The sequence below is a fragment of the Lutimaribacter marinistellae genome (assembly GCF_042648365.1).
Lineage (GTDB): Bacteria > Pseudomonadota > Alphaproteobacteria > Rhodobacterales > Rhodobacteraceae > Lutimaribacter_A > Lutimaribacter_A marinistellae.
On record NZ_JBHRXI010000010.1, the window covers coordinates 460,353 to 482,682 of the forward strand.

The following is a 22,330-nucleotide window of genomic DNA, read 5'->3' on the forward strand; positions in this document are numbered from 1 at the left end:
CTCGTTTTTGCAGTTCCTACTCCGCCGCTTCCGCATACTCTTCCATCGGTGGGCAGGTGCAAACAAGATGCCGGTCGCCCCAGGCATTGTCGACACGGTTGACCGGCGGCCAGTACTTGTCGACCCGGAAGGCGCCCGGCGGAAAGCAGCCCTGCTCGCGGCTATAGGGACGGTCCCATTCGCGCACGAGGTCTTCCATCGTGTGCGGCGCGTTCTTGAGCGGATTGTTCTCATTCGGCATCCGGCCCTCTTCGATGGCGCGGATTTCCTCGCGGATCGCCAGCATCGCTTCGCAGAACCGGTCAAGCTCGGCCTTGGTCTCCGACTCCGTCGGCTCGATCATCAGTGTCCCCGCCACCGGCCAACTCATTGTCGGCGCGTGGAAACCGCAATCCATCAGGCGCTTGGCGATATCATCCACCGTCACGCCCGCGCTGTCGGCAAAGGGCCGGGTGTCGAGGATGCACTCATGCGCGATCCGTCCGTTGCCGCCCTTGTAAAGCACATCATAGGCCCCCTCCAACCGCTTGGCGACATAGTTGGCGTTCAGGATCGCCACCCGCGTCGCCTGCGTCAGGCCGTCACCGCCCATCATCAGGCAATAGGCCCAGCTGATCGGCAGGAGCGATGGCGAGCCATAAGGCGCGGCGGATACGGCCCCCTCGCCAAAAACCGGGTGTCCGGGCAAATGCTCGACCAGATGCTCCTTGACCCCGATTGGTCCCATGCCCGGACCGCCACCGCCATGCGGGATGCAGAACGTCTTGTGAAGGTTTAGGTGGCTCACGTCGCCGCCGACATCGCCGGGCCGGGCAAGCCCGACCATGGCATTCATGTTCGCCCCGTCGATATAGACCTGACCGCCATGATCATGGGTGATCTGGCATACCTCGCGCACCGTCTCCTCGAACACACCATGGGTCGAGGGGTAGGTGATCATGCACCCCGCCAGCGCATCGGCATGCTTTTCGGCCTTGGCGCGGAAATCCTCGACGTCGATATCGCCATTGGCGGCGGATTTCACGGCCACCACCTTCCACCCCACCATCTGGGCCGAGGCCGGGTTGGTGCCATGTGCGCTCATCGGGATGAGGCAAACACTGCGATGCCCCTGACCCTTTGCGCGGTGATAGGCCGCAATGGTCAACAGACCCGCATACTCGCCCTGAGCGCCCGAATTGGGCTGCATCGAGATCGCGGCATAGCCCGTGATTTCGCACAGCTTGGCCGACAGGTCGTCGATCATCTCCCTGTACCCCTCGGCCTGGTCACGCGGCACGAAGGGATGCAGATGCGCGTATTCCGGCCAGCTGATCGGCATCATCTCGGCGGCCGAGTTGAGCTTCATCGTGCAGGAGCCGAGCGGGATCATCGCACGGTCCAGTGCGAGGTCGCGATCGGCCAAGCGGCGCATGTAGCGCATCATCTCGGTTTCTGCACGGTTCATATGGAAAATCGGATGTTCGAGATAGCTGCTTTGGCGGATCAACGCATCCGGCAGGCGGTATTCGGGATCGAATTCCGCATCGTCCATGATGATCCCGAAGGCCCGCCAGACCGCCTCGATGGTTGCCGGGCGGCTGCGTTCGTCGAGCGTGATGCCGACCTTGGTTTCGCCCACGCGACGCAGGTTGATTCCCTCACGCACGGCAGCCTGAAGCACCCCGCGCTGAAGAAGGCCCACATCCACGGTGATCGTGTCGAAGAAATGTTCCGGCTCCACGTGGAATCCCGCAGCCTCCAGCCCCTTGGCCAGCCGGACCGTCTTGCGGTGAATCCGCTGTGCGATTGCCTTGAGCCCCTTGGGACCATGAAAAACCGCGTAAAAACCGGCCATTACGGCCAGAAGGGCCTGCGCCGTACAGACGTTCGATGTGGCTTTTTCCCGCCGGATATGCTGTTCGCGCGTTTGCAACGACAGGCGGTAGGCGCGGTTGCCATGGCTGTCGACCGATACGCCGACAAGACGGCCAGGCATGTTGCGCGCATATTTTTGCTTGGTCGCCATGTAGGCCGCGTGCGGACCGCCATAGCCCATCGGCACGCCAAAGCGCTGCGTGTTGCCAACGGCGATGTCGGCCCCCATCGCACCCGGCTCCTTGAGCAGGGTCAACGACAGCGGGTCCGCGCTGATTACGCCGATCGCCCCGATCTCGTGCAATGCGCTGATTTCTTTTGTGAAATCTCGCAGGTGACCATAGGTTCCCGGATACTGGAAGATCGCGCCGAAGACCTTGTCCGCCTCGAGCGCATCCGGTGCGCCAACGATCACTTCGATCCCCAGCGGCGCGGCGCGCGTCTGCATCACGGCGATGTTCTGCGGGTGACAGTTCTCATCGACGAAGAAGGCCCTGGCCTTCGACTTCGCCACCCGCTGCGCCATCGTCATCGCCTCGGCGCAGGCAGTGGCCTCGTCCAGCAGCGACGCGTTGGCGATTTCCAGCCCCGTCAGATCGCTCACCATGGTCTGGAAATTCAACAACGCCTCCAGCCGGCCCTGGGAAATTTCCGGCTGATAGGGCGTGTAAGCCGTGTACCAGGCAGGATTTTCGAGGATGTTGCGCTGGATCGCGGGGGGCGTGACCGTGCCGTGATACCCCATGCCGATGAGCGAGGTCAGAACCTTGTTCTTCTTCGCGACGCGCGCCATGTGGAACAGCAGTTCCTGCTCGGATTTCGGCTTCCCGAAATCGAGCTTCTCGGCCTGGCGGATGGATTTCGGAACCGTCTCGTCGATCAGCGTGTCGAGGTCGGCCGCACCGACGGTGGACAGCATCTCGTCCATCTCGGCGGGCGAGGGTCCGATGTGGCGGCGGTTGGCGAAGTCGTAAGGAAGGTAGTCGGTCGGAGTGAATGTCATTCCAGTCTCCCGAATGAAAGGTCCGGCGCCAAAGGGGCGGCGAGCGCCGTTTTGACCGTTTTGTACATGGTGCGCGCGGCGGTTTGACCGTTTTGTACGTCGATGTACAAATCGCGCACAGGACCGCACGGCGCCACGGGGACGCCGGCGGCCACGGCGTCAGCCGATGAATTTCTTGTAGGCGGCCTCGTCCATGTAATCGTCCATCTGCGAGGCATCCGACGGCTTGATCCTGAAGAACCACGCATCGCCCTCGGGGTCGTCATTGACCTTCGCAGGGTCCTCTACGATGGCTTCGTTGACCTCCACGATCTCGCCATCGATCGGCGCCAGGATGTCCGAGGCGGCCTTGACGCTTTCGATCACCACGATCTCGTCATCCTTGGTGACCTCTGTGCCGACCTCCGGCAACTCGACAAAGACGACATCGCCGAGCTGCTCGGCGGCGTGGGCGGTGATGCCGACGGTGACGACATCGCCATCCTGTTGCAGCCATTCGTGTTCTTCGGTGTATTTCATGTCCGTCTTCCCTCTGGACCTCTTGCCTTGCTCAATGGCGGCGCGGCACGGCGGATATCCCTGCCGCGCGCCGGTCTGTCTCGATCCTGCCGATGTGAGCGCTGAGCGTCATCCGGCATCCGCGGGATGCGCCCATTGCGCGCGCCCGCCGCGATGCCCCCTCTGTCCTTGTGCCTGAGATCATTATCCCTTCGGCGGGCGCACCAGACGCCACTCTCCAGAGTTCCTGCGCGGTACATGGTCCCGTTCGCCTGAGAGTTTCCGGGGCGGTTGCTCCTTCGGCACCGGCGATTGCCGGTTCTCCCGTGTACCGGGGCAGACCCTAGCGGGCGCATGTGCCAGCGGCAAGGGCCAATCCGCCCTCCTTCCTCTTGCCGGAAATATCCCGGAGCGCGAGGCAGCGCCTCGCCCGCGCCCGTTCCGGGCGCAATTAATGACTGCGCCCGGAACGGGCGCCCGGCCCAACCGGCGGGGTCGCATCCATGATGCGGCCGCGCCGGGCGGGAGCGCACCCGCCCCGGTGGCGCGCGAGTTTCAAATATTGGCGAACGGACCTATCCCGCCGCCCCGCCTTACGCGGCGCGGGAGGATGGCGCATGGTGAGGACAAACGACCGGAGCCGCCCTGCATGACCGAACCCGTCTACTACGCCCCGACCGGGGGCCATCCCGGCCAGGACCAGTTGCTGACCGACCGGGCCATGTTCACCGAGGCCTACGCGGTGATCCCGCGCGGCACGATGCGTGACATCGTGACCAGCGCCCTGCCCTTCTGGGAAGGCACGCGGCTCTGGGTACTGGCCCGGCCGCTCAGCGGCTTTGCCGAAAGCTTCTCGCATTACATCATGGAGGTGCAGCCCGGCGGCGGCAGCGACCGCCCCGAGAGCGACCCCGCGGCGCAGGCGGTCCTCTTCGTGGTCGAGGGCGCTGTCACCCTGACGATCGGGGGCGCCGATCACGTGCTGGAGCCGGGCGGTTACGCCTACATCCCGGCCGGTGCCGACTGGCGACTGCACAACCACGCGGGCCCGGTGGCGCGGTTCCACTGGCTGCGCAAGGCCTATGAGCCGGTCGACGGGCTGGACCGGCCCGAGCCATTTGTCACCAACGAGCGCGAGGTCGCGCCCATCCCGATGCCCGGCACCGAGGGCCGCTGGGCCACGCAGCGCTTCGTCGATCCCGGCGACCTGCGCCACGACATGCATGTCAACATCGTGAATTTCGAACCCGGCGGGGTGATTCCCTTTGCCGAGACGCATGTGATGGAGCATGGGCTCTACGTGCTCGAGGGCAAGGCGGTTTATCGTCTGAACCAGGACTGGGTCGAGGTTGAGGCAGGCGATTACATGTGGCTGCGCGCCTTTTGCCCGCAAGCCTGCTATGCCGGGGGGCCGGGGCGCTTTCGCTACCTGCTCTACAAGGACGTGAACCGGCACATGCCGCTGCGCGCCGGTCCGCGCTGAGGCCGCGACGCCGCAGTTTGACGCGCGCCGCGCGCTTGGGGGTTCACAGCCGGGCGGAAATTTGCTCAAACCGGAAGGCGCGCTGCTGAGGAGACCGGCCCATGACATTGCGGAACATCGTGACCACCCTGGGGTCCGTTCTGGGGATCGGCCTCATGGCCGGCTGTGCGATCAGCCCGACGGGCTTCAGCGATGGCGATTTCAAGGTCGTCTACGTGATGGAGCGCAACTGGGCCGTGGCGCAGGTGGCCGAGGATCCGGCGATCTGGCGCGCGACACGCGACTCGAACGGCTACGACCCCTATGGCCCGCCGCCGCGCCTGCGCACCGTGCAAGGCCTTGCCGCCATCGCGCAGGCGACCGGCTGCCGCCCGGTCACGTCGACGGCCTATCGCAACATCTCCGGCCAGGTCTTCGCCCAGGTGGCCTGCTGAGGCCCGGCGCGCCGGTTCGCGCGCCTTTCCCGAGACATCACCCCGACCACGCGAGGCGGTTCACATGAAGATCGCGATCAACGGATTCGGCCGGATCGGCCGCACGATCCTGCGCCAGGTGCTCGCCGGCCCAACGGATGTGGAGGTGGTCGCGATCAACGACATCGCGCCGCTGGACCTGTGCAGCTATCTCTTTGCCTATGACAGCACGTTCGGCCCGTGGCAGGGCCGGGTCGAGGGGCGCAACGGCGCGCTGCATGTCGACGGGCGGGCCTTTCCGATGAGCCACGAGGCTGATCTGGCCCGCATCGACCTGTCCGGCGTGGACGTCCTCATGGATTGCACGGGCATTGCCCGCAGCAGCGACGTGGCGGGCCGCGGCCTGGCCGCAGGCGCGCGCCGCGTGCTCATTTCAGGCCCCTCGCCCGCGGCCGAAGTGACCGTCGTGCTGGGCGCGAACGAGGACCGGATCCGCGACGCGCGAATCGTGTCGAACGCCTCCTGCACCACCAATGCGCTGGCCCCGCTGCTGAAACTGCTCGACGAGATCGCCGGGGTGGAAACCGCGCACATGACAACGATCCACTGCTATACGAACAGCCAGCCGCTGGTCGATGCCCCGCGCGGAGACTTCGCCCGCTCGCGCGCCGCCGCCCTGTCGATGGTGCCCACGACAAGCTCGGCGAACTCGTTGATCGAAGACGTGCTCCCGCAGCTTGCCGGCCGGGTCAGCGGCGCAGCGGTTCGCGTTCCCGCCGCAAGCGTCTCGGCCGTGGACCTCGTGGCCCGGACGGCTTCCCCAGTCACGCCCGACACGCTGCGCGCTGCGGCAGAAGGTATGGATGTCCTGGGATGGACGGACCTGCCGCTGGTCTCCTCCGATCTGCGCGCCCGACCGGAATCGCTCGTCATCGCAGGGCCCGAAACACGGGTAACCGGAGAGCAGATCCGCATCTTTGGATGGTACGACAACGAATGGGGCTTTTCAGCGCGTATGCTCGACATGGCGCGCCTGATGGCGAAATAGCTCTCCCGCCCCTTCCCGGCGCATCACAGATGCGCAGAGAAGCGTTGGGCCCGGCGCCGCGCTGACGCGCGGCGCGGTCGCTGAAATACGTCCTGCTCCTTCCTCTTGCCCAAAATATCCCGGAGCGCGAGGCAGAGCCTCGCAAAACGATGCGCCCGGAACGGGCGCCCGGCCCAACCGGTGGGGTCGCATCCCTGATGCGACTGCGGCGGGCGGGAGCCCTACCCCGCGACCACTGCCCAGGGCACGTCGAACCAATGCTCTTCGAGGTTCGCGCCCTCACCGATGCGATCCACCACGGCGAACAGCCCCGGCTCCGAGAGCGGGGTCAGCACACCGTGCCAGGTGCCCCGGAGAAAGTTCACCCCCTGCCCGGGCGCCGTAAGGAACGCGCGGGGGCGACCCGGCGAGCCCTGTTCATCGGGTGCGACGATGACAAGAAAAGGTGCCTGCGTCATCGGCAGGAACGCCTGGCTGCCCTCGGGGTGACGTTCCACCATCTCCAGCCGGTAGGGCAGCGCCCGCGGTTGCGCCTGGAACAGGCTGATCCCGGCGCGGCCCTTCACGAAATCCAGCGTCGCGCGGTCATGATATCGCCCGCAAAGCCCCTGGTTGATCATCTTGTCGGGCGCGCCCGCTGTATCGAGCACCTCGCCAAAAGACGCAAAGTTCGCGCGCGTCAACTGTTCGGTCACGACCTGCCTCATGGCAGCAGGTCCCGCAACCGGTGCAGTGCGATACGCTCAACCTGTCGGCAGGCCTCGGCAAACTCCGTGTCGCGGTCCTGTTCGACCCTGCGCAGGAAGGCCTGCAATATCGAGCCCTTGTCGTGGTCGCGCACGGCGATAATGAAAGGAAACCCGAATTTCGCGGTATAGCGCGTGTTCAGATCGGTGAAGGTCTGCCGCTCGGCATCGGTAAGCGCGTCAAGCCCTGCCGATGCCTGTTCGGCCGTGCTTTCCGCCGTTAGCCGCCACGCCTGTGCCAGTTTTCCGGCGAGATCGGGATGCGCGGTCAGAACGCTCAGCCGCTCTTCTTCGGTCGCTGAACGGAAAACGCGGGCCAGCGCGTTGTGAAGGCCCGCGGCCCGGTCATGGGCCGGGCCGAGTTCCAATCCCCATGCGCGTTCGGCGATCCACGGTGAATGTTCGAAAATGCTGCCATAGGCTGCCACGAAAGCATCGCGCGGCATCTCGGAGGGGCGCTGGCGCGCTTGCGGCGGGTGGTGTTCGGCCCAGTGCTGCGCGATCTCAAGCCGCGTGGCGAACCAGACACCTTCGTGCTGGCGGACATGATCGAGGAAGCGCTGCAGCGCCAGAACCCGGCCAGGCCGGCCGATCAATCGGCAGTGCAGCCCCACGGACAGCATCTTGGGCGCGCCCGCCACGCCCTCGGCATAAAGCGCATCGAAGCTGTCGCGCAGATAGGCAAAGAACTGGTCGCCCGAGTTGAATCCCTGCGGCGTGGCAAAGCGCATGTCGTTTGCATCGAGCGTATAGGGCACGATCAACTGGTCGCGCCCGCCGATTCGTACCCAGTAGGGCAGATCGTCGGCATAGGTGTCGGCGACATACGCCATCCCGGCCTCCGCTGCGAGACGCACCGTGTTCTCGGAACAACGCCCGGTGTACCAGCCGCGCGGGGGCTCTCCCACCACCTCCTCGTGCACGCGGATCGCCTCTGCGATCTGTGTGCGCTCCTCTTCTTCGGGCATGTCCTTGTGCTCGACCCATTTCAGGCCGTGGCTGGCGATCTCCCATCCGGCCGCCTTCATCGCTGCGACCTGCTCCGGGGACCGCGCAAGCGCGCTGGCCACGCCATAGACGGTGATCGGCAGGTCCGACATCAACCGATGCAGCCGCCAGAAACCCGCCCGCGCGCCGTATTCATAGATAGATTCCATGTTCCAATGGCGCTGCCCCTGCCAAGGCGCGGCGCCGACGATCTCGGAGAGAAAGGCCTCGGAGGCCGCGTCGCCATGCAGGATGTTGTTCTCGCCGCCTTCCTCGTAGTTCAGCACGATCTGCACGGCGATCTTGGCACCACCCGGCCAGTTCGCCTGCGGCGGGGTCGCACCGTACCCGATCATGTCGCGGGGATAGCGGGGTGGGGTCATGAGAAGGCTCCGTTCCTGTCTGTCCGGAAGGTGGCATACCGTGAAAACGGCGCAAGCGCTTTCAAATCCGGACGATGGGTGTTTCCTGCGAATCCATGCACCACACTGCGATTTTCAAAAATGCACTGAGACTGCGTTATACACTCCCGGGTTTGCAAAATGCCGGTCGCTGGTGTCGAGTGACGCTGCCAACGCATCGCAGGAGGACGCACCGTGACAGGATATCTGACAACACATGTTCTGGACACCAGCCTTGGACGTCCTGCTGCTGGGCTGGAGGTGGTACTTTACCGACTCGACGAAAGCGAACGCACGGAACTGGCCCGGATGAGAACGAATGACGACGGCCGCACGGACAGGCCTATTCTGCCGCAGGAAAGCTTCTCCCCCGGAACCTACGAACTGGTCTTCATGGCCGGGGCCTATCTGCGCAAAACCGGAAGCGCCGGCGCGGAACCGCTCTTTCTCGACGAAGTACCGATCCGCTTCGGCATGGCCGACGCGCAGGCGCATTACCACGTGCCGCTCCTGCTGTCGCCCTACGGCTATTCGACCTATCGCGGAAGCTGACGCCCGGGGCGCTCCCGCCCCTTCGGCACGCATCTTCGATGCGCCCCCGAAGCGTTGGGCCGGGCGCCGCGCTGACGCGCGGCGCGCCACCACCGGGTAAGTGCCCGCGAGCCCTTTTCCCTCTATCTCTCTTGTCTTCCCCTTTCCTCTTGCCCGAAATATCCCGGAGCGCGAGGCAGAGCCTCGCACCCGCGCGACAGCGCGGCCCCGCCCAACCCCGAGGAGGGCGCGCGACAGCGCGGACCCGCAGGGGGCGGGAGCCCCCAGGCTCAGTCGACCTCGTGGGTAACGATGGTGAACCCTTCTGCCTCGCGGGGCGGGACGAAGTGTTTCGCAAAGCGGTGAAACTGCTCTTCGGTCGGGGCGAATGGGTGGTCTCCGGCGGCGTTGCGCGCCCTCAGCCGTTCGAGGCAGAGCGCATCCGGCGTCATCAGCAGATGCAAACGGTTATCGGCGCCCGTTCCCGCCACAAGCCCGCGCATCCACTCCCGCTGTTCGACGGTATTCGCCGGGTAGTCCAGCACGACCGGGACACCCACCCGGAGGAGTGCCGTGACATGCGGGCCCATCGCCTGCCGCAGTTTCGCGGCGCAGCGCAAATAGTCGGCGCCGCTATGCATGTCTTCGGAAAAGAGCGCTGCCAGCCAGGCATCTTCCGAGATCAGCACCGCACCCTCGGCACTGGCCAGGCGCGCGGCGAGGGTTGATTTGCCCGAGGCCATCTTGCCGCAGATCATGTGCAACACGGCGGCCAACCCCTCACATCCCGCGTTTTTCCGACGCCCGCACGGCGGGGCCGATGCGGTCGGTCATGAAATCCATGAAGAGCCGCGCCTTCGGGTCCTGGTGGCGACGATGGGTATAGAGGCAGGCCATCTGCACAGGTACGGGCGGCGTGTCCTGCGCCACGGCCACGAGGCGCCCGTCGCGCAGGTGCTCGGCCACTTCGAAGACAGGTTTCATCGCGATCCCCTGACCAGACAGGGCCCAGTCGGTCAGCACGTCGCCATCGTCGCATTCGTAGCGGCCGGAGACCTTGAACCGTTTCGGGCCTTCCCCGGTCTGCAGCTGCCACTGGAACTCGGTCGCGCCGGGAAAGCGCAGGTTGAGGCATTCGTGACCCCGTTCCACCAGTTCGGCGCCCGAAGCAGGCATTCCGCGACGCGCGATGTAGTCGGGCGCGGCGCAGAGCACGCGCTCGCAATCGGCGATCTTACGGATGCGCAGGTTGGAATCCTCGGGCAGGCCGATGAAGAAGGCGAGGTCGAGCCCCTCGGTCGTCAGGTCGACATGGCGGTCGGTCAGGCGCAGGCGGATGTCGATCTCGGGGTATTGGTCGAGGAACTCGGGTACGTTCGGCGCGATCAGCCTGCGCCCGACGCCCAGCGGGGCGGCCACGAAGAGCGAACCGCGCGGCGTATCGGTAAGGTGCATGACCTGCGCTTCGGCCTGGTCGACGGCCTCGAGCACCGATACCGCGCCGGGATAGAAGGCGCGCCCCTGCCCCGTGGCGGTCAGGTTCCGGGTGGTGCGCTGGAACAGGCGGACGCCCAGATGCTCTTCGAGCTGCGAGATCCGGGCCGATGTGACCGCGGGCGAAATCCGCAGATCGCGCCCGGCGGCGGACATGGAGCCGAGTTCGTAGACCCGGACGAAGGTGCGGATGTTGTCGAGATAGGACATCTTGCGGAAAAATTTGATACAGCTTGGCAATCATCGGCAATAGCGAACAATCCCGCGCTTGCCTAGTCTGACCCGGAACCACGGAGTTTCGCCGAAGATGTATGACCTTGCCGTTTTCTGGGACTGGACCGGCTTTGCCGTGCGCTGGCTGCATGTGATCACCGCCATCGCCTGGATCGGATCGTCCTTCTACTTCATCGCGCTGGACCTGGGCCTGCGCAAGGCGCCCGACCTGCCACCGGGTGCGCATGGCGAGGAATGGCAGGTGCATGGCGGAGGGTTTTATCACATCCGCAAGTTCCTGGTGGCGCCCGAGCGGATGCCCGAGCACCTGACCTGGTTCAAATGGGAAAGCTATGCCACGTGGCTGTCGGGGGCGGCGCTGCTGATGATCGTCTACTGGGCGGGCGCGGAACTGTACCTGATCGACGCGCAGAAGGCCGATCTGGCCGTTTGGCAGGGCATCGCGATTTCGGCCGCGACCCTCGCCGTGGGCTGGCTGGTCTATGACCGGCTGTGCAAGTCGGGGCTGGCCGAGCGGCCGACGCTGTTGATGGTGCTGCTTTTCGCGATGCTGGTGGCGATGGGCTGGGGGCTGAACCAGGTCTTCACCGGCCGGGCCATGATGCTTCACCTCGGTGCCTTCACCGCGACGATCATGACGGCGAACGTGTTTCTCATCATCATTCCGAACCAGAAGATCGTGGTGGCCGATCTGAAGGCCGGGCGCGCGCCCGATCCGAAATACGGCAAGATCGCCAAGCTGCGGTCGACGCATAACAACTATCTCACCCTGCCGGTGATCTTCCTGATGCTTTCCAATCACTATCCGCTGGCCTTCGCCACCGAGTACAACTGGATCATTGCGGCGCTGGTGTTCCTGATGGGGGTCACGATCCGGCACTTCTTCAACACGATGCATGCCGGCGGCGAAAAGCCGTGGTGGACCTGGGGCGCGACGCTGATTCTGTTCCTGTGCATCATGTGGCTGTCGACCGCGCCGATGTATCGCCCGCTGGAAGAAGCCGAGGCAGCCCCGCTCACCCCATACGAGCAGAAATTCGCCGAGGCGCCGGGATTCGAGGCAGCGCACGATGTTGTGATGGGGCGGTGTTCGATGTGCCATGCGCGCGAGCCCGTCTGGGACGGCCTGCACTGGGCGCCCAAGGGCGTACTGCTTGAAACGGCGGGCGATATGGCGCGCAACGCGCGCGATATCTACCTTCAGGCCGGGGTGAGCCACGCGATGCCGCCGGCCAATGTCACCTGGATGGAACCCGAGGACCGCGACGCCATCGTCGCGTGGTACCGGGCGGCCACGCGATAGGTGCGGCTTCCGCGCAACAGCGAGAGTTTGCGCGTTCCCCCAACGGCAACGGCTGTGCTACACGTTGCGGGATGACGGGCAAAATCGGCAAGACCTAGAGACGACCGGCCGTCATCGACGGGATGAGGCAGTCTGGAGCCGGAGATGATTGGAAATGGGCGTTGGGGGACCGCCTTGCGCGGCCTCTGTATCGGATGCGCGGTGATCTTTCCCGGTGTCGCGGTGGCGCTTGAGACGGTTCTGAACGTTTCCGGCGGCTCGCCGAACCTGCGCGACCGGATCGAGCAGTCGTCTTCCGTTCTGAACGCCGAGGAACGCGGGCTGGACGCCCCGCTGGAGCTGTTATCCGCCGCGCAGGCCGATTACCGCACGATCGTCCAGATCCTGTATGACGAGGGACATTTCGGGCCGGTGGTGAATATCCGGCTCGATGGGCGCGAGGCCGCACGGGTCAATCCGCTGTCGCCCCCCAGCGCGGTGCAGCGGGTCGAGGTCATCGTCGAGGCGGGCCCGGCATTCCGTTTCGGGCAGGCAGTGATCACGCCCGTGGCGCCGGGCACGGAACTGCCCGAGGAATTCGTGACCGGCGGGGTCGCAAACACCGGGATCATCCGCGACACGGTGTCCGAGGGGCTGACAAGCTGGCGCGAACTGGGCCACCCAAAGGCCGAGCTTGGCAACCAGAACATACGCGCGCGCCATGCGCAGGCCCTGCTGGATGCCGAGATCAGGCTGGCACCCGGTCCGCAGCTCGCCTTTGGCGATTTGCGGATAAGCGGACCCACTGCCGTGTCGGAACGCGCGATCCGCAAGATCGCGGGCTTTCCCACCGGCGAGATCTATTCGCCTGACGATTTGCAGAAATCGGGCAGCCGGTTGCGGCGTACGGGCGCGTTCCAGTCGGTTTCGTTCCAGGAGGCCGAGGTTCCGAACCCCGACGGCACGCTGGACTATACGCTGACGCTGGAGGACATGCCGCAGCGGCGGATCACCTTCGGTGCCGAGATTTCGTCGCGCGAGGGGATCGACCTGACCGTGGCGTGGATGCACCGCAACCTGTTCGGCAATGCCGAGCGGTTCCGGTTCGAGGCGTCGCTGCGCAACATCGGCGGCGATGAGGATCTGGACGGGCGGATCGGTCTGCGCCTGGACGAGCCCGCGCGGTTCGGCCCGGATGACAGTGCGTTCTGGATCGCGCAGATCGAGCGGCAGAACCGCCTGCACTACAACCTGCTGCAGGCCGATGTCGGATACGGTACGCGGCGGACATTCTCGGACACCTTCTTTGCCGAGGCTTGGGCCGGGTTCTCGTATTCGGATGCCGACGACGCCTATGGGACCGACCGCAAGTTCCGCTACCTGCTGATCGCGGCGCGGACCGAGCTGGACGAGCGCGACAGCAGCGTCAGCGCGACGAGCGGATATTACCTCAATGCCGAGCTGACGCCGTTTGCCGGGCTGGGCGATGCCGATTCCGGTCTGCGGGCATTCGTCGATGGCCGGGCCTACTGGACACCCGGTGTCGAGGGGCGCGTGACGCTTGCGGGCCGGATGCAGATCGGCTCGGTCATGGGGCCTTCGGCTTCGGGCGTGACGCCGGGTTTCCTGTTCTTCTCGGGCGGTGCGGGCACGGTGCGCGGCCAGCCTTATGAAAGCCTCGGCATTCCCGTGGGCGCCAATACGGCGGGCGGCAAATCCTTCCTCGGCGTGTCGGCCGAAGTTCGCGGCCAGGTCACCGAGCGTATCCAGGTGGTGGGCTTTTACGACTGGGGCGCGGTCGATGACAGCGCCTTTATCTCGACCGGAGCCGAGAGCCACGCAGGCGCCGGGCTGGGCGTTCGCTATGGCCTGGGCGGGTTCGGCCCGCTGCGGCTGGACCTTGCCTATCCGGTTCAGGGTGACACCGGCGACGGGCTGCAATTCTACATAGGTATCGGGCAGGCCTTTTGATCATGCGCAGATATTCCCCCCTCCTCCTTGCCGCCGCCGTCACCGTTCCTCTCGCGGTTCCCGCGCAGGAAACGCAGGACCTGGAGGAGACCGGGGGCCTGCTGGTCAATTTCCTTGAGGATACGCTTTCGGGTGAGGGGCGGAACGTGCAGGTCCGTGGCCTCGACGGCGCGTTGAGTTCGCGCGCGACGATCGCCCAGATCGTGATCTCGGACGATGAGGGCGCATGGCTGACCATCAATGACGCGGTGCTGGACTGGAACCGGCTGGCGCTGATCCGGGGGCGATTCTCGGTCAACGAACTGACCGCCGGTGAAATCCTGATCGAACGCGCGCCCAACGCGCCGCCGCTGGCGGAAGACCTGCCGGAACCCGAAGCGCAGCCGTTTCGCCTGCCGGAACTGCCTGTCGCGATTCAGCTGGGAGAGCTGCGGGTGGACCGGCTGCTGCTGGGTGCGCCGCTGGTCGGCACCGAGGCCGAGCTTGAAGTGGCGGGCACGCTGGAACTGGCCGATGGGGCGCTGGATACCGACCTGTCGGTGACACGGCTGGACCGCCCGGGCGACGTGGTCGAATTGCAGGCGGCGTTCAGCAACGAGACGAACGAGATCGCCATTGACCTGCAGGTGATCGAGGATGAAGGCGGGCTGATTTCCACCACGCTGAACCTGCCGGATACGCCGCCGCTGATGCTGCGGGCGCAAGGCACCGGCCCGATCACCGATTTCACCGCCGACATCACGTTGGCAAGCGACGAGGTGGAACGGGTGGCCGGCCAGGTCCGTCTGCGCGAGGCGCCGCCCGAGGAGGGCGAGGACCAGACCCTGCCCGCGGGCATCGCCTTTACCGCCGATATCAGCGGCGACCTGACACCGTTTTTCGCCGATGAGTACGATCCCTTTTTCGGCACCGACACCCGGCTTTTCGTCGACGGGTCCCGCGAAGCCGACGGGCGGCTCGAGATCGAGGCGGCCGAGATCACTTCGAGTGCGCTGCAACTGGAGGCGGCGCTGATCCTTGCCGCTGGCGGTGACATCGAGGAGGTCGCGCTGCAGGGCCGGATCACCCCGCCCGATGGGGAAAGCGTCACCCTGCCCGTGGCCGAGCCGCGAATCCTGCTGGGATCGGCGCAGGTATCGGCCCGGTTCGACAGCGAAACCGGCAATGGCTGGGACCTGAGCCTGACCGCGCGCGACGTGGACAGCACCCAGTTCGCGGTGGAGCTGGCGCAGATCACAGCGCAGGGAACGCTGGACCAGGTGCAATCGCCGCCTGACCTGCAGGGGGATCTGAGCGCGGCGCTTGACGGGCTGGCCTTTGCCGAACCGGCGCTTGCCGAGGCCGTGGGCGAACGGTTGGTTCTTGACGGGTTCTTTGAACTCGCGCCTTCGGGCGATCTGTTCCTGCGCGATTTCGAGCTGGAAGGCACCGATTACGCCGCGCAGCTGGAAGCGGTGCTGGACGGTCTGACCAGCGGTTTTGCCATCGAGGGCGAGGCAAACGTTCAGGCCGATGACCTGTCGCGCTTTTCCCGCATCGCGGGCCAGGACCTTGCAGGTGCGGTCGAGGCCAGCATTCGCGGCTCGGGCTCGCCCTTGGGCGGCGATTTCGACGTGCAGATCGAGGCGCAGGGCCGCGACCTTGCAAGCGGTATGGCCGAGATCGACCCGCTTATCGAAGGCGACAGCCGGATCGAGCTGGACGCGGTGCGCGACGGCAGCGGCTTTACCATCCGGCGCGCCTTTGTCGATGCCGCGGCGGTAACGGCCGAAGCGTCCGCCCGGCTGACAAGCCCCGAGGGTGTCCTGACCTTTGACGGCGATCTGGACCTCGCAACGCCGGACCTGTCGCGTTTCTCGGCCCTTGCAGGGCTGGATCTGGGCGGTGCGACCGAGTTGCGGTTCCAGGGGCGCGGACAGCCCGAGACGCTGATTTTCGACGGAACGCTCGACCTGACAGGGCGCAACCTGCGCACCGGGCTGGAGCAGGTCGATCCGCTTTTGCAGGGCCGGATGCAGGTGACGCTGGATGCGAGCAGCGATGGCGATCTGGTCGAGATCCGCTCGGCCGATATCGACGGCCAGAACTGGACGCTGGATGCCGCGGCCACGATCCGCGAACCTGCCGGGACAGGCGAAGTCGATGGCCAGATCACCCTGACCGCGCGCGATGCGGGCATCTTTTCCGGGCTTGCGGGCATGGACCTGTCGGGCAGCGCACAGGCGATGGTGACCGGCTCGGGCACGATCCGGGAGCCGAGTTTTGACGCGCGGCTGGAGCTGGAAAGCACAGACCTGCGCACGAGCAAACCCGAGTTCGACCGCCTGCTGCGCGGCGATGCGCGCATCCTTGCGGTGGCGCGCGGCGATCTGGACGCGGTCGAGATCGAACGGTTCACCATCGATGCCCCGGCGGTGAACGCCGATGTCAGCGCCACGGTCACAGACCCGATGGGCGCGCTGGCGGTCGATGGCACGGCCGAGGTCAGCGCCCCGAACCTGGCCGTGTTTTCCGGACTGGCGGGCATGGACCTGGCGGGCCGCGTGCAGGCCAGCGTGGCGGGTTCGGGGTCTGTCGGTGAGCAGAGTTTTGACGCAGAGCTGGAGGTCACGGGTACGAACCTGCGCACGGGCCAGGCGGAGTTCGATCGTCTGCTGCGGGGCGATGCGCGCATTTCGGCCGTGGCGCGCGGTGACATGGACGCCGTCGAGATCGAGCAACTGACAGTCAACGCGCAGGCCATCGACGCCGATCTGAGCGCCACGATCACCGACCCGCTGGGACAGGTGAGCGTTGATGGCCGCGCCGCGGTGAGCGCGCCGGACCTGGGCGCCTTTTCGGGCCTTGCAAAGATGGACCTTGGCGGAGGGGTGGCCGTGAGTCTCGAAGGGTCGGCGACGCCCGAGACACGGGTTTTCGACCTTGTGCTGTCGTTGCAGGGGCAGAACCTGCAGACCGGGATCGCCGAGGTCGACCAGCTGATCACCGGCCGTACGACCCTGGAATTCGACGGTGCAAACAATGACGAGGGGCTGCGGATCCGCACGCTTGACCTCGATACGGCGGCAGTCACGGCCGATGCGCAGGGCCTGGTAAGCACGCAGGGCGGGTCGCTGGATCTGCAGGCGCGGCTGGACAATGTCGCACGGTTCCTTCCGGGTGTGCAGGGGCCCCTGACGCTGGACGGTACCCTGGCACCGCAGGGCAACGACGGGGTTCGCGGTAACGTGACGTTGCGCGGGCCGGACAGCTCCTTTGCCGATGTCTCGGGCACGGTGACGGCGCAAGGCGCGGCGGATATCGATTTCGACGCCCGGTTCGACCAGATCCAGCGCTTTGTCCCGCAGTTGAGCGGCGCGATCACCGCGCAGGGCAATGCCCAACGCGCTGACGGCGTGTGGCGTATCGATGGCAGCGCGACCGGGCCTGCGGGCCTTACTTCGGACGTGTCCGGCACCTTCAGCGAGGCCTCGGGCGCGGCCGATCTGGCGGCGCGGGGCCAGGTAAACCTTGCAATCGCCAATTTCTTTGTCTCGCCCAACCAGGTCGCGGGTAACGCGCAATACGATATCCGCCTGCAGGGGCAGCCGTCGCTCGACGCGATAAGCGGTACGATCTCGACCTCCGGCACACGGGTCGCGGTGCCATCCGTCGGTGTCACGGTGGAAGGGATCAACGGGACAGTTCGGCTGGCCTCGAGCCAGGCGCAGATCACCATGACCGGCGGGCTGGCCACGGGCGGCACTTTCCGCGTCGCGGGGCCGGTGGCGTTGGCACCGCCCTTTGACGGGCAGATCACGATCGCGCTGAACGAGCTGGTTCTGACCGATCAGGTTCTCTATGAAACGCGGCTGGGCGGAGAGCTGTCGATCTCTGGTCAGTTGCTGACCAATCGCAGCGTGGCCGGCACGATCCAGGTGGGCGAGACGAATATCAACCTTGCCGCACTGGGCGGTGCGGCCAATGCAGCGCCGATCCCGCCCATCACCCATGTGAACGAGCCCGGCGCGGTCCGCGATACGCGCGACAAGGCCAACCTGATTGCAACGGGCGACGGGACCGGCGGCAGCAGCCGCACCACGCTGGACGTGTCGATCAACGCGCCGAACCGGATCTTTGTCCGCGGGCGCGGGTTGAACGCCGAGCTTGGCGGTTCCATCGATATCAACGGGACGGCCGGAAGACCCGTGCCCTCGGGGCAGATCAGCCTGATCCGCGGCGTGTTCGACATTCTTGGCCGGCGTCTGGACCTGACCCGCGGGGTGATCTCCTTGCAGGGCGACCTGACCCCCTACCTGGAATTCGAATCCACCACCTCGACCAGTGACGGGCAGGCCACGCTGGAAATTGCCGGCCCGCTCGACGCGCCTGTCATCGAGATCACGTCGGAGCCCGAACGCCCGACCGAGGAGGCGCTGGCAATGCTGCTGTTCGGTAACAGGTTCTCGGAACTGTCGCCGTTGGTCATCGCGCAGATGGCGGCCTCGCTTGCGACGCTGAGTGGCGGCGGCGGGGGTGCGCAGGATGGGCTGCGGGAGGCGACCGGCGTCGATTCGGTGGATATCAGCACCGACGAGGGCGGCGATGCGCAGGTCGGGCTGGGCGCCTATATCGCCGACGGGGTCTATACCGATGTCACCGTGAACACCGAGGGCAAGACCGAGGTCAACCTCAACCTCGACGTGACCGACAACCTGACCCTGCGCGGCACCGTGGATGGCGAGGGCGAAACGGGCGTCGGGATCTTTTTCGAGCGCGATTACTGAGCCTTGCCGCGAAACCGCCATCCTGTCGCCCGGTTCGGGTGGCAGGGGCCGGTTTTGGCGAAGCCGGGAACAGGTGGGGATCTGGCATGACGATCTCGACATTCGATGATGAGGGCAAGTGGACCGGATGAGCGCCGTTAACGTCGATATCGTACTGATCGGCCGCAACGAGGGCGCCCGCCTGGTGGCGGCGCTGGCAGCGGCGCGGGGGCAGGCGCGGCGTCTGGTTTATGTCGATTCGGGTTCGACCGATGACAGTGTCGCGGCCGCGCGGGCCGCGGGCGCGTTGATTGTCGAGTTGGACATGTCCGTCCCGTTCAGCGCGGCGCGGGCGCGCAATGCGGGGTTCGAAGCCGCGCAGGCGCAGGACGATCCCGCGCCCTTTGTCCAGTTCATCGATGGCGATTGCGCGCTGGTGCCCGGCTGGCTGGAAGCGGGGGAGGCGCGGCTGCGCGAGGATGACGGGCTTGCGCTGGTGACGGGATGGCGGTCCGAGATCAAGCGTGACGCGAGCGTCTACAACCAGATGTGCGACCATGAATGGCATCGTCCCGCCGGGCCGATCACCCATTGCGGCGGTGACATGATGGTGCGCGCCGAGGCATGGCGCGCGGTGGGCGGCATGAACCCGGCACTGGTCGCGGGCGAGGATGAAGAGATTGGCCTGCGGCTGCACAAGGCAGGCTGGCGGCTGGAGCGGCTGCCGCTTGCGATGACCCGGCATGACGCGGACATCACCCGGTTCGGTCAATGGTGGCGACGCACCGTGCGGGCGGGCCATGCCTTTGCCCATGTCGGCACCATCCACCCCGAGCATTTCCGGGCCGAACGGCGCCGGGTGCTGGTCTATGGGCTGGTCCTGCCGCTGGTGGCGATTGCGGGCGCGTTCGTCTCGGGCTGGATCCCGGTGGCAGCTCTGGGTCTTTACCTGCTGTCCTACCTGCGCACGGTGCAAGGCCTGCGGCGCGCGTGTCTTCCGCCGCGCGAGGCGCTCTCGCACAGCCTGTTCCTGAGCCTGTCGAAATTTCCCAACCTGATCGGGATGGCGACCTATTGGCAGCGGCACCTTGCCCGCCGGACACCCGAGATCATCGAATACCAGTGAGACCAGTCAGTCCGGGCGCGACCGGAGCTGCAGCGCACGGACCGTCTGGCCCGGCAGGATGGCCGCGCATTTGGCGTAGCGCGGCCCAAGGCGAAGCGGATCGCCCAGCGCGCGCCAGAGCCACTCGACCCCCAGCTGCCGCATCCAGAGCGGTGCGCGTTTCTGATGCCCGCCGATGAAATCGACGCCTGCCCCGACAGATGCAAAGCCGATCGCGGGCGCCTGTGTCCGGCCCCGAAGGGCAAATCGTTCCTGTTTGGGTGCGCCCAGCGCAAGGAAACAGAGCCGCGCGCCGGAGGTTTGCAGATCCTCGAGAATCCGCCCCGCCGCGTCACCGTCCGGGTCGAACCCCATGGCCGGCGCGTGGCTGTATACGACGGACAGGCCGGGGATCTCGGCCGTCAGGATACGGGCGGCATCGGCCAGCGCTGTTTCGTGACTGCCGACAAATGCGATGGGTACTCCGGCGGCCGCGGCCGTTTCGCAGAGTGGGCGGACGAGGTCGGACCCCGGGACCAGTTCGACCGGCTGGCCCGCGAGGCGCGACAGGGTGACGATGGGGCGGCCATCGGCCACCACCAGGTCCTGCGCGGCATAGACGCGTGCAAACTCGGCATCGGCGCGCAGCTTGACGAGATGGTCGAGATTGACCGTGGCCAGCGCAAACCCCTCGCCCGCGTCAAAGCGCCGGCGAACCTCGGCCAGAAGCTGTGCCCGGTCGGGCATGTTGACCGCGATCTCATGCGCGCCAAAGGTGAATTTCATCGCCTTGCGTCCACCTGCCCTCGGGCTCTTGGCCCCCTCACCTTCCTGCATAGCGACAGTGCGGCGCTATCGCCACCCCTGACGCGACATCGCTTTCGTTGCGCCATTCCGACGCCGCATTCGGCTGCTAGCGCAGACACGGACCCGCGCGGATGCTATGCTGCGCGCCGAACAAGGAAACCGAACCCAAGAGCCATGCCCAACCCGATCGCCTATCTGATGCTGATGGCCTGGCCATTCGTCAGCGTGATCCTGTTCCTGCGTCTGCCGCTGGAACGGGCGATCCTGTGGACGATCCTTGGCGGCTACATGTTGTTGCCGCCGGTGGCGGAGTTCGATCTGCCGCTCGTGCCCTCGATGAACAAGGATTCCATCGCCGCGGTCTGTGCGGTGCTGTGTTGCATGTTCATCGCGCGCGAGAGGGTCGAGCTGTGGCCGCGGCTGTGGTCGGCGCGTATTTTCCTTGCCCTTCTTCTGCTGTGCGTGGTGCCCACCGTCATAACCAACCGCGAGCCGCTGTTCTATGAGCGCTGGGGCGGGATGGGACCCATTCACCTGTATACGCGGATCATTCCGGGCATGGGCCTGCGCGATACGCTCTCGCTGATGCTGGGGCAGATCATCATGCTGCTTCCTTTCTTTCTGGCCCGGCAGTTCCTGTCGACCGAGAAGGGAATGCGCGAGACGCTTATCGCGATGGGGCTGGCCGGCCTGATCTACTCGGTGCCGTCGCTTCTGGAGACGGTGATCGCGCCCGTGCTCAACATCTGGGTCTACGGCTTTTTCCAACACGATTTCGGCCAGATGATCCGGGGCAGCGGCTATCGTCCGATCGTCTTTCTGGAACATGGTCTGTGGCTGGCGTTGTTCATGGCCTCGGCACTGATGGCGGCGGCGGGACTGTCGCGCAGCGAGACGGGGCGGGACCGCCTGCGATGGACCGGTGCCACTGTCTATCTTTACCTCGTGCTCATTGCCTGCAAGAGCCTTGCCGCGTTGGTCTGGGGTACGCTGCTGAGCGCGGTGATCCTGGTTCTGCCGCGCAGGCCGCAGATCCTTGTCGCCACGTTGCTGGCGCTTTTCGCGATCACCTACCCGATGATGCGAAACCTCCACATGATCCCGCTGGATAGCGTTCTGGACCAGGCCGAGGCGATCAGTGTCGACCGAGCCGAGTCGCTGGCCTTTCGGTTTTCGCAGGAAGAGGGCCTGCTGGAGCGTGCCGCCGAAAAGCCCTTGTTCGGGTGGGGCGGATGGGGCCGCAACCTGCTGATCGACGAGGATACAGGGCGGTCTACCTCGATCGTGGACGGGTCGTGGATCATCGTGTTCGGCACCTATGGCTGGCTTGGCTACATCGGTCAGATCGGCCTGCTGTGCCTGCCGATCTTCTTGTTGTTCTGGCAGGTGCGCAGGATGAAATCCGACGACATCTCGGCCTTCGTGACGCCAATCGCGCTTGTTCTTGCGGCAACGCTGATCGACATGCTGCTGAACGCGACGCTGGAAAACATCACCTGGATCTGTGCAGGCGCGGTGCTGGGATATGTCGAAAGGCTGGCGCGACCGGCCAGGGCGGAAGGACCGAAACCGCTGTTCGGAAGCGGCCCGATCATTGGGCAACGTGCCCCGCGCGACCGACCGCGCACGGTTTTATAGGAGACACTTGTCGGCATTACGGCCACGCCCCCTTCACCCATCGTCCTCAAAATGGTCACAATGATCCGGCAAAGCGCGTATTATTGC

Annotated in this window: 16 protein-coding genes and 1 riboswitch; of the genes, 9 read left to right on the top strand and 7 right to left on the bottom strand. The window is 65.8% G+C overall.

Annotated elements, in window-relative coordinates; translation table 11 throughout:
* Positions 1 to 16: 16 nt before the first annotated feature.
* Together gcvP and gcvH are read right to left on the bottom strand one after the other, a co-directional pair.
* Positions 17 to 2,860: an aminomethyl-transferring glycine dehydrogenase gene (gcvP, locus tag ACFORG_RS11040; RefSeq protein ID WP_386735499.1), complete on the bottom strand. Its 2,844-nt coding sequence runs from the start codon at positions 2,858 to 2,860 to the stop codon at positions 17 to 19.
* A gap of 159 nt (positions 2,861 to 3,019) precedes the next feature.
* Positions 3,020 to 3,379, bottom strand: a complete 360-nt coding sequence (gene gcvH, locus ACFORG_RS11045; protein ID WP_386735500.1) for a glycine cleavage system protein GcvH — start codon at positions 3,377 to 3,379, stop codon at positions 3,020 to 3,022.
* Positions 3,380 to 3,607: 228 nt separating this feature from the next.
* Positions 3,608 to 3,695, bottom strand: a riboswitch (glycine riboswitch).
* Between the two features lie 312 nt (positions 3,696 to 4,007).
* Here gcvH and ACFORG_RS11050 point away from each other — a divergent pair.
* The 3 genes from ACFORG_RS11050 to ACFORG_RS11060 all read left to right on the top strand — a co-directional run bounded on the left by ACFORG_RS11050 (position 4,008) and on the right by ACFORG_RS11060 (position 6,302).
* A complete protein-coding gene (locus tag ACFORG_RS11050; protein WP_386735501.1) occupies positions 4,008 to 4,841 on the top strand; it encodes a bifunctional allantoicase/(S)-ureidoglycine aminohydrolase in 834 nt (277 codons plus the stop codon).
* Between the two features lie 101 nt (positions 4,842 to 4,942).
* Positions 4,943 to 5,275, top strand: coding sequence for a hypothetical protein (locus ACFORG_RS11055; protein ID WP_386735502.1), 333 nt, complete (start codon positions 4,943 to 4,945; stop codon positions 5,273 to 5,275).
* 64 nt (positions 5,276 to 5,339) lie between these two features.
* Entirely contained in the window at positions 5,340 to 6,302 is a 963-nt protein-coding gene (locus tag ACFORG_RS11060) for a type I glyceraldehyde-3-phosphate dehydrogenase (protein WP_386735503.1), read from the top strand.
* Positions 6,303 to 6,523: 221 nt separating this feature from the next.
* Here the strand turns inward: ACFORG_RS11060 and ACFORG_RS11065 are convergent, their stop codons facing one another.
* A complete protein-coding gene (locus tag ACFORG_RS11065) occupies positions 6,524 to 7,009 on the bottom strand; it encodes an ureidoglycolate lyase (RefSeq protein WP_386735504.1) in 486 nt (161 codons plus the stop codon).
* Positions 7,006 to 8,418, bottom strand: a complete 1,413-nt coding sequence (gene puuE, locus ACFORG_RS11070; protein WP_386735505.1) for an allantoinase PuuE — start codon at positions 8,416 to 8,418, stop codon at positions 7,006 to 7,008. The genes ACFORG_RS11065 and puuE overlap by 4 nt, the downstream gene beginning before the upstream one ends.
* A gap of 213 nt (positions 8,419 to 8,631) precedes the next feature.
* Here puuE and uraH point away from each other — a divergent pair, with 213 nt between their 5' ends.
* Positions 8,632 to 8,988: a hydroxyisourate hydrolase gene (uraH, locus tag ACFORG_RS11075; protein ID WP_386735506.1), complete on the top strand. Its 357-nt coding sequence runs from the start codon at positions 8,632 to 8,634 to the stop codon at positions 8,986 to 8,988.
* 269 nt (positions 8,989 to 9,257) lie between these two features.
* Here the strand turns inward: uraH and ACFORG_RS11080 are convergent, their stop codons facing one another.
* Positions 9,258 to 9,725 (bottom strand): AAA family ATPase, encoded by a 468-nt coding sequence (locus ACFORG_RS11080; protein WP_386735820.1) that lies wholly within the window; start codon positions 9,723 to 9,725, stop codon positions 9,258 to 9,260.
* A 22-nt stretch (positions 9,726 to 9,747) separates the two neighbouring features.
* Positions 9,748 to 10,671 (bottom strand): LysR family transcriptional regulator, encoded by a 924-nt coding sequence (locus ACFORG_RS11085; RefSeq protein ID WP_386735507.1) that lies wholly within the window; start codon positions 10,669 to 10,671, stop codon positions 9,748 to 9,750.
* 97 nt (positions 10,672 to 10,768) lie between these two features.
* Between ACFORG_RS11085 and ACFORG_RS11090 the strand changes: the two genes are divergently transcribed.
* From ACFORG_RS11090 to ACFORG_RS11105, 4 genes are all read left to right on the top strand, one after another.
* Positions 10,769 to 11,998 carry a urate hydroxylase PuuD gene (locus ACFORG_RS11090; protein WP_386735508.1) on the top strand — a complete coding sequence of 410 codons (1,230 nt, stop codon included), beginning with the start codon at positions 10,769 to 10,771 and terminating at the stop codon, positions 11,996 to 11,998.
* 144 nt (positions 11,999 to 12,142) lie between these two features.
* On the top strand, positions 12,143 to 13,948 hold the full coding sequence (locus ACFORG_RS11095) for an autotransporter assembly complex protein TamA (RefSeq protein ID WP_386735510.1): 1,806 nt from the start codon (positions 12,143 to 12,145) through the stop codon (positions 13,946 to 13,948).
* 2 nt (positions 13,949 to 13,950) lie between these two features.
* On the top strand, positions 13,951 to 18,714 hold the full coding sequence (locus ACFORG_RS11100; protein WP_386735511.1) for a translocation/assembly module TamB domain-containing protein: 4,764 nt from the start codon (positions 13,951 to 13,953) through the stop codon (positions 18,712 to 18,714).
* A 127-nt stretch (positions 18,715 to 18,841) separates the two neighbouring features.
* Positions 18,842 to 19,819: a glycosyltransferase gene (locus tag ACFORG_RS11105; protein ID WP_386735512.1), complete on the top strand. Its 978-nt coding sequence runs from the start codon at positions 18,842 to 18,844 to the stop codon at positions 19,817 to 19,819.
* A 6-nt stretch (positions 19,820 to 19,825) separates the two neighbouring features.
* Here the strand turns inward: ACFORG_RS11105 and ACFORG_RS11110 are convergent, their stop codons facing one another.
* Positions 19,826 to 20,584, bottom strand: coding sequence for a WecB/TagA/CpsF family glycosyltransferase (locus tag ACFORG_RS11110; protein ID WP_386735513.1), 759 nt, complete (start codon positions 20,582 to 20,584; stop codon positions 19,826 to 19,828).
* 195 nt (positions 20,585 to 20,779) lie between these two features.
* Between ACFORG_RS11110 and ACFORG_RS11115 the strand changes: the two genes are divergently transcribed.
* Positions 20,780 to 22,243 (top strand): hypothetical protein, encoded by a 1,464-nt coding sequence (locus ACFORG_RS11115; RefSeq protein ID WP_386735515.1) that lies wholly within the window; start codon positions 20,780 to 20,782, stop codon positions 22,241 to 22,243.
* Positions 22,244 to 22,330: the final 87 nt, after the last annotated feature.

Coding starts and splice junctions, on each gene's coding strand:
- gcvP (WP_386735499.1), bottom strand. CDS start 2,860: ATGACATTCACTCCGACCGACTACCTTCCTTACGACTTCGCCAACCGC.
- gcvH (WP_386735500.1), bottom strand. CDS start 3,379: ATGAAATACACCGAAGAACACGAATGGCTGCAACAGGATGGCGATGTC.
- ACFORG_RS11050 (WP_386735501.1), top strand. CDS start 4,008: ATGACCGAACCCGTCTACTACGCCCCGACCGGGGGCCATCCCGGCCAG.
- ACFORG_RS11055 (WP_386735502.1), top strand. CDS start 4,943: ATGACATTGCGGAACATCGTGACCACCCTGGGGTCCGTTCTGGGGATC.
- ACFORG_RS11060 (WP_386735503.1), top strand. CDS start 5,340: ATGAAGATCGCGATCAACGGATTCGGCCGGATCGGCCGCACGATCCTG.
- ACFORG_RS11065 (WP_386735504.1), bottom strand. CDS start 7,009: ATGAGGCAGGTCGTGACCGAACAGTTGACGCGCGCGAACTTTGCGTCT.
- puuE (WP_386735505.1), bottom strand. CDS start 8,418: ATGACCCCACCCCGCTATCCCCGCGACATGATCGGGTACGGTGCGACC.
- ACFORG_RS11080 (WP_386735820.1), bottom strand. CDS start 9,725: ATGATCTGCGGCAAGATGGCCTCGGGCAAATCAACCCTCGCCGCGCGC.
- ACFORG_RS11085 (WP_386735507.1), bottom strand. CDS start 10,671: ATGTCCTATCTCGACAACATCCGCACCTTCGTCCGGGTCTACGAACTC.
- ACFORG_RS11090 (WP_386735508.1), top strand. CDS start 10,769: ATGTATGACCTTGCCGTTTTCTGGGACTGGACCGGCTTTGCCGTGCGC.
- ACFORG_RS11095 (WP_386735510.1), top strand. CDS start 12,143: ATGATTGGAAATGGGCGTTGGGGGACCGCCTTGCGCGGCCTCTGTATC.
- ACFORG_RS11100 (WP_386735511.1), top strand. CDS start 13,951: ATGCGCAGATATTCCCCCCTCCTCCTTGCCGCCGCCGTCACCGTTCCT.
- ACFORG_RS11105 (WP_386735512.1), top strand. CDS start 18,842: ATGAGCGCCGTTAACGTCGATATCGTACTGATCGGCCGCAACGAGGGC.
- ACFORG_RS11110 (WP_386735513.1), bottom strand. CDS start 20,584: ATGAAATTCACCTTTGGCGCGCATGAGATCGCGGTCAACATGCCCGAC.
- ACFORG_RS11115 (WP_386735515.1), top strand. CDS start 20,780: ATGCCCAACCCGATCGCCTATCTGATGCTGATGGCCTGGCCATTCGTC.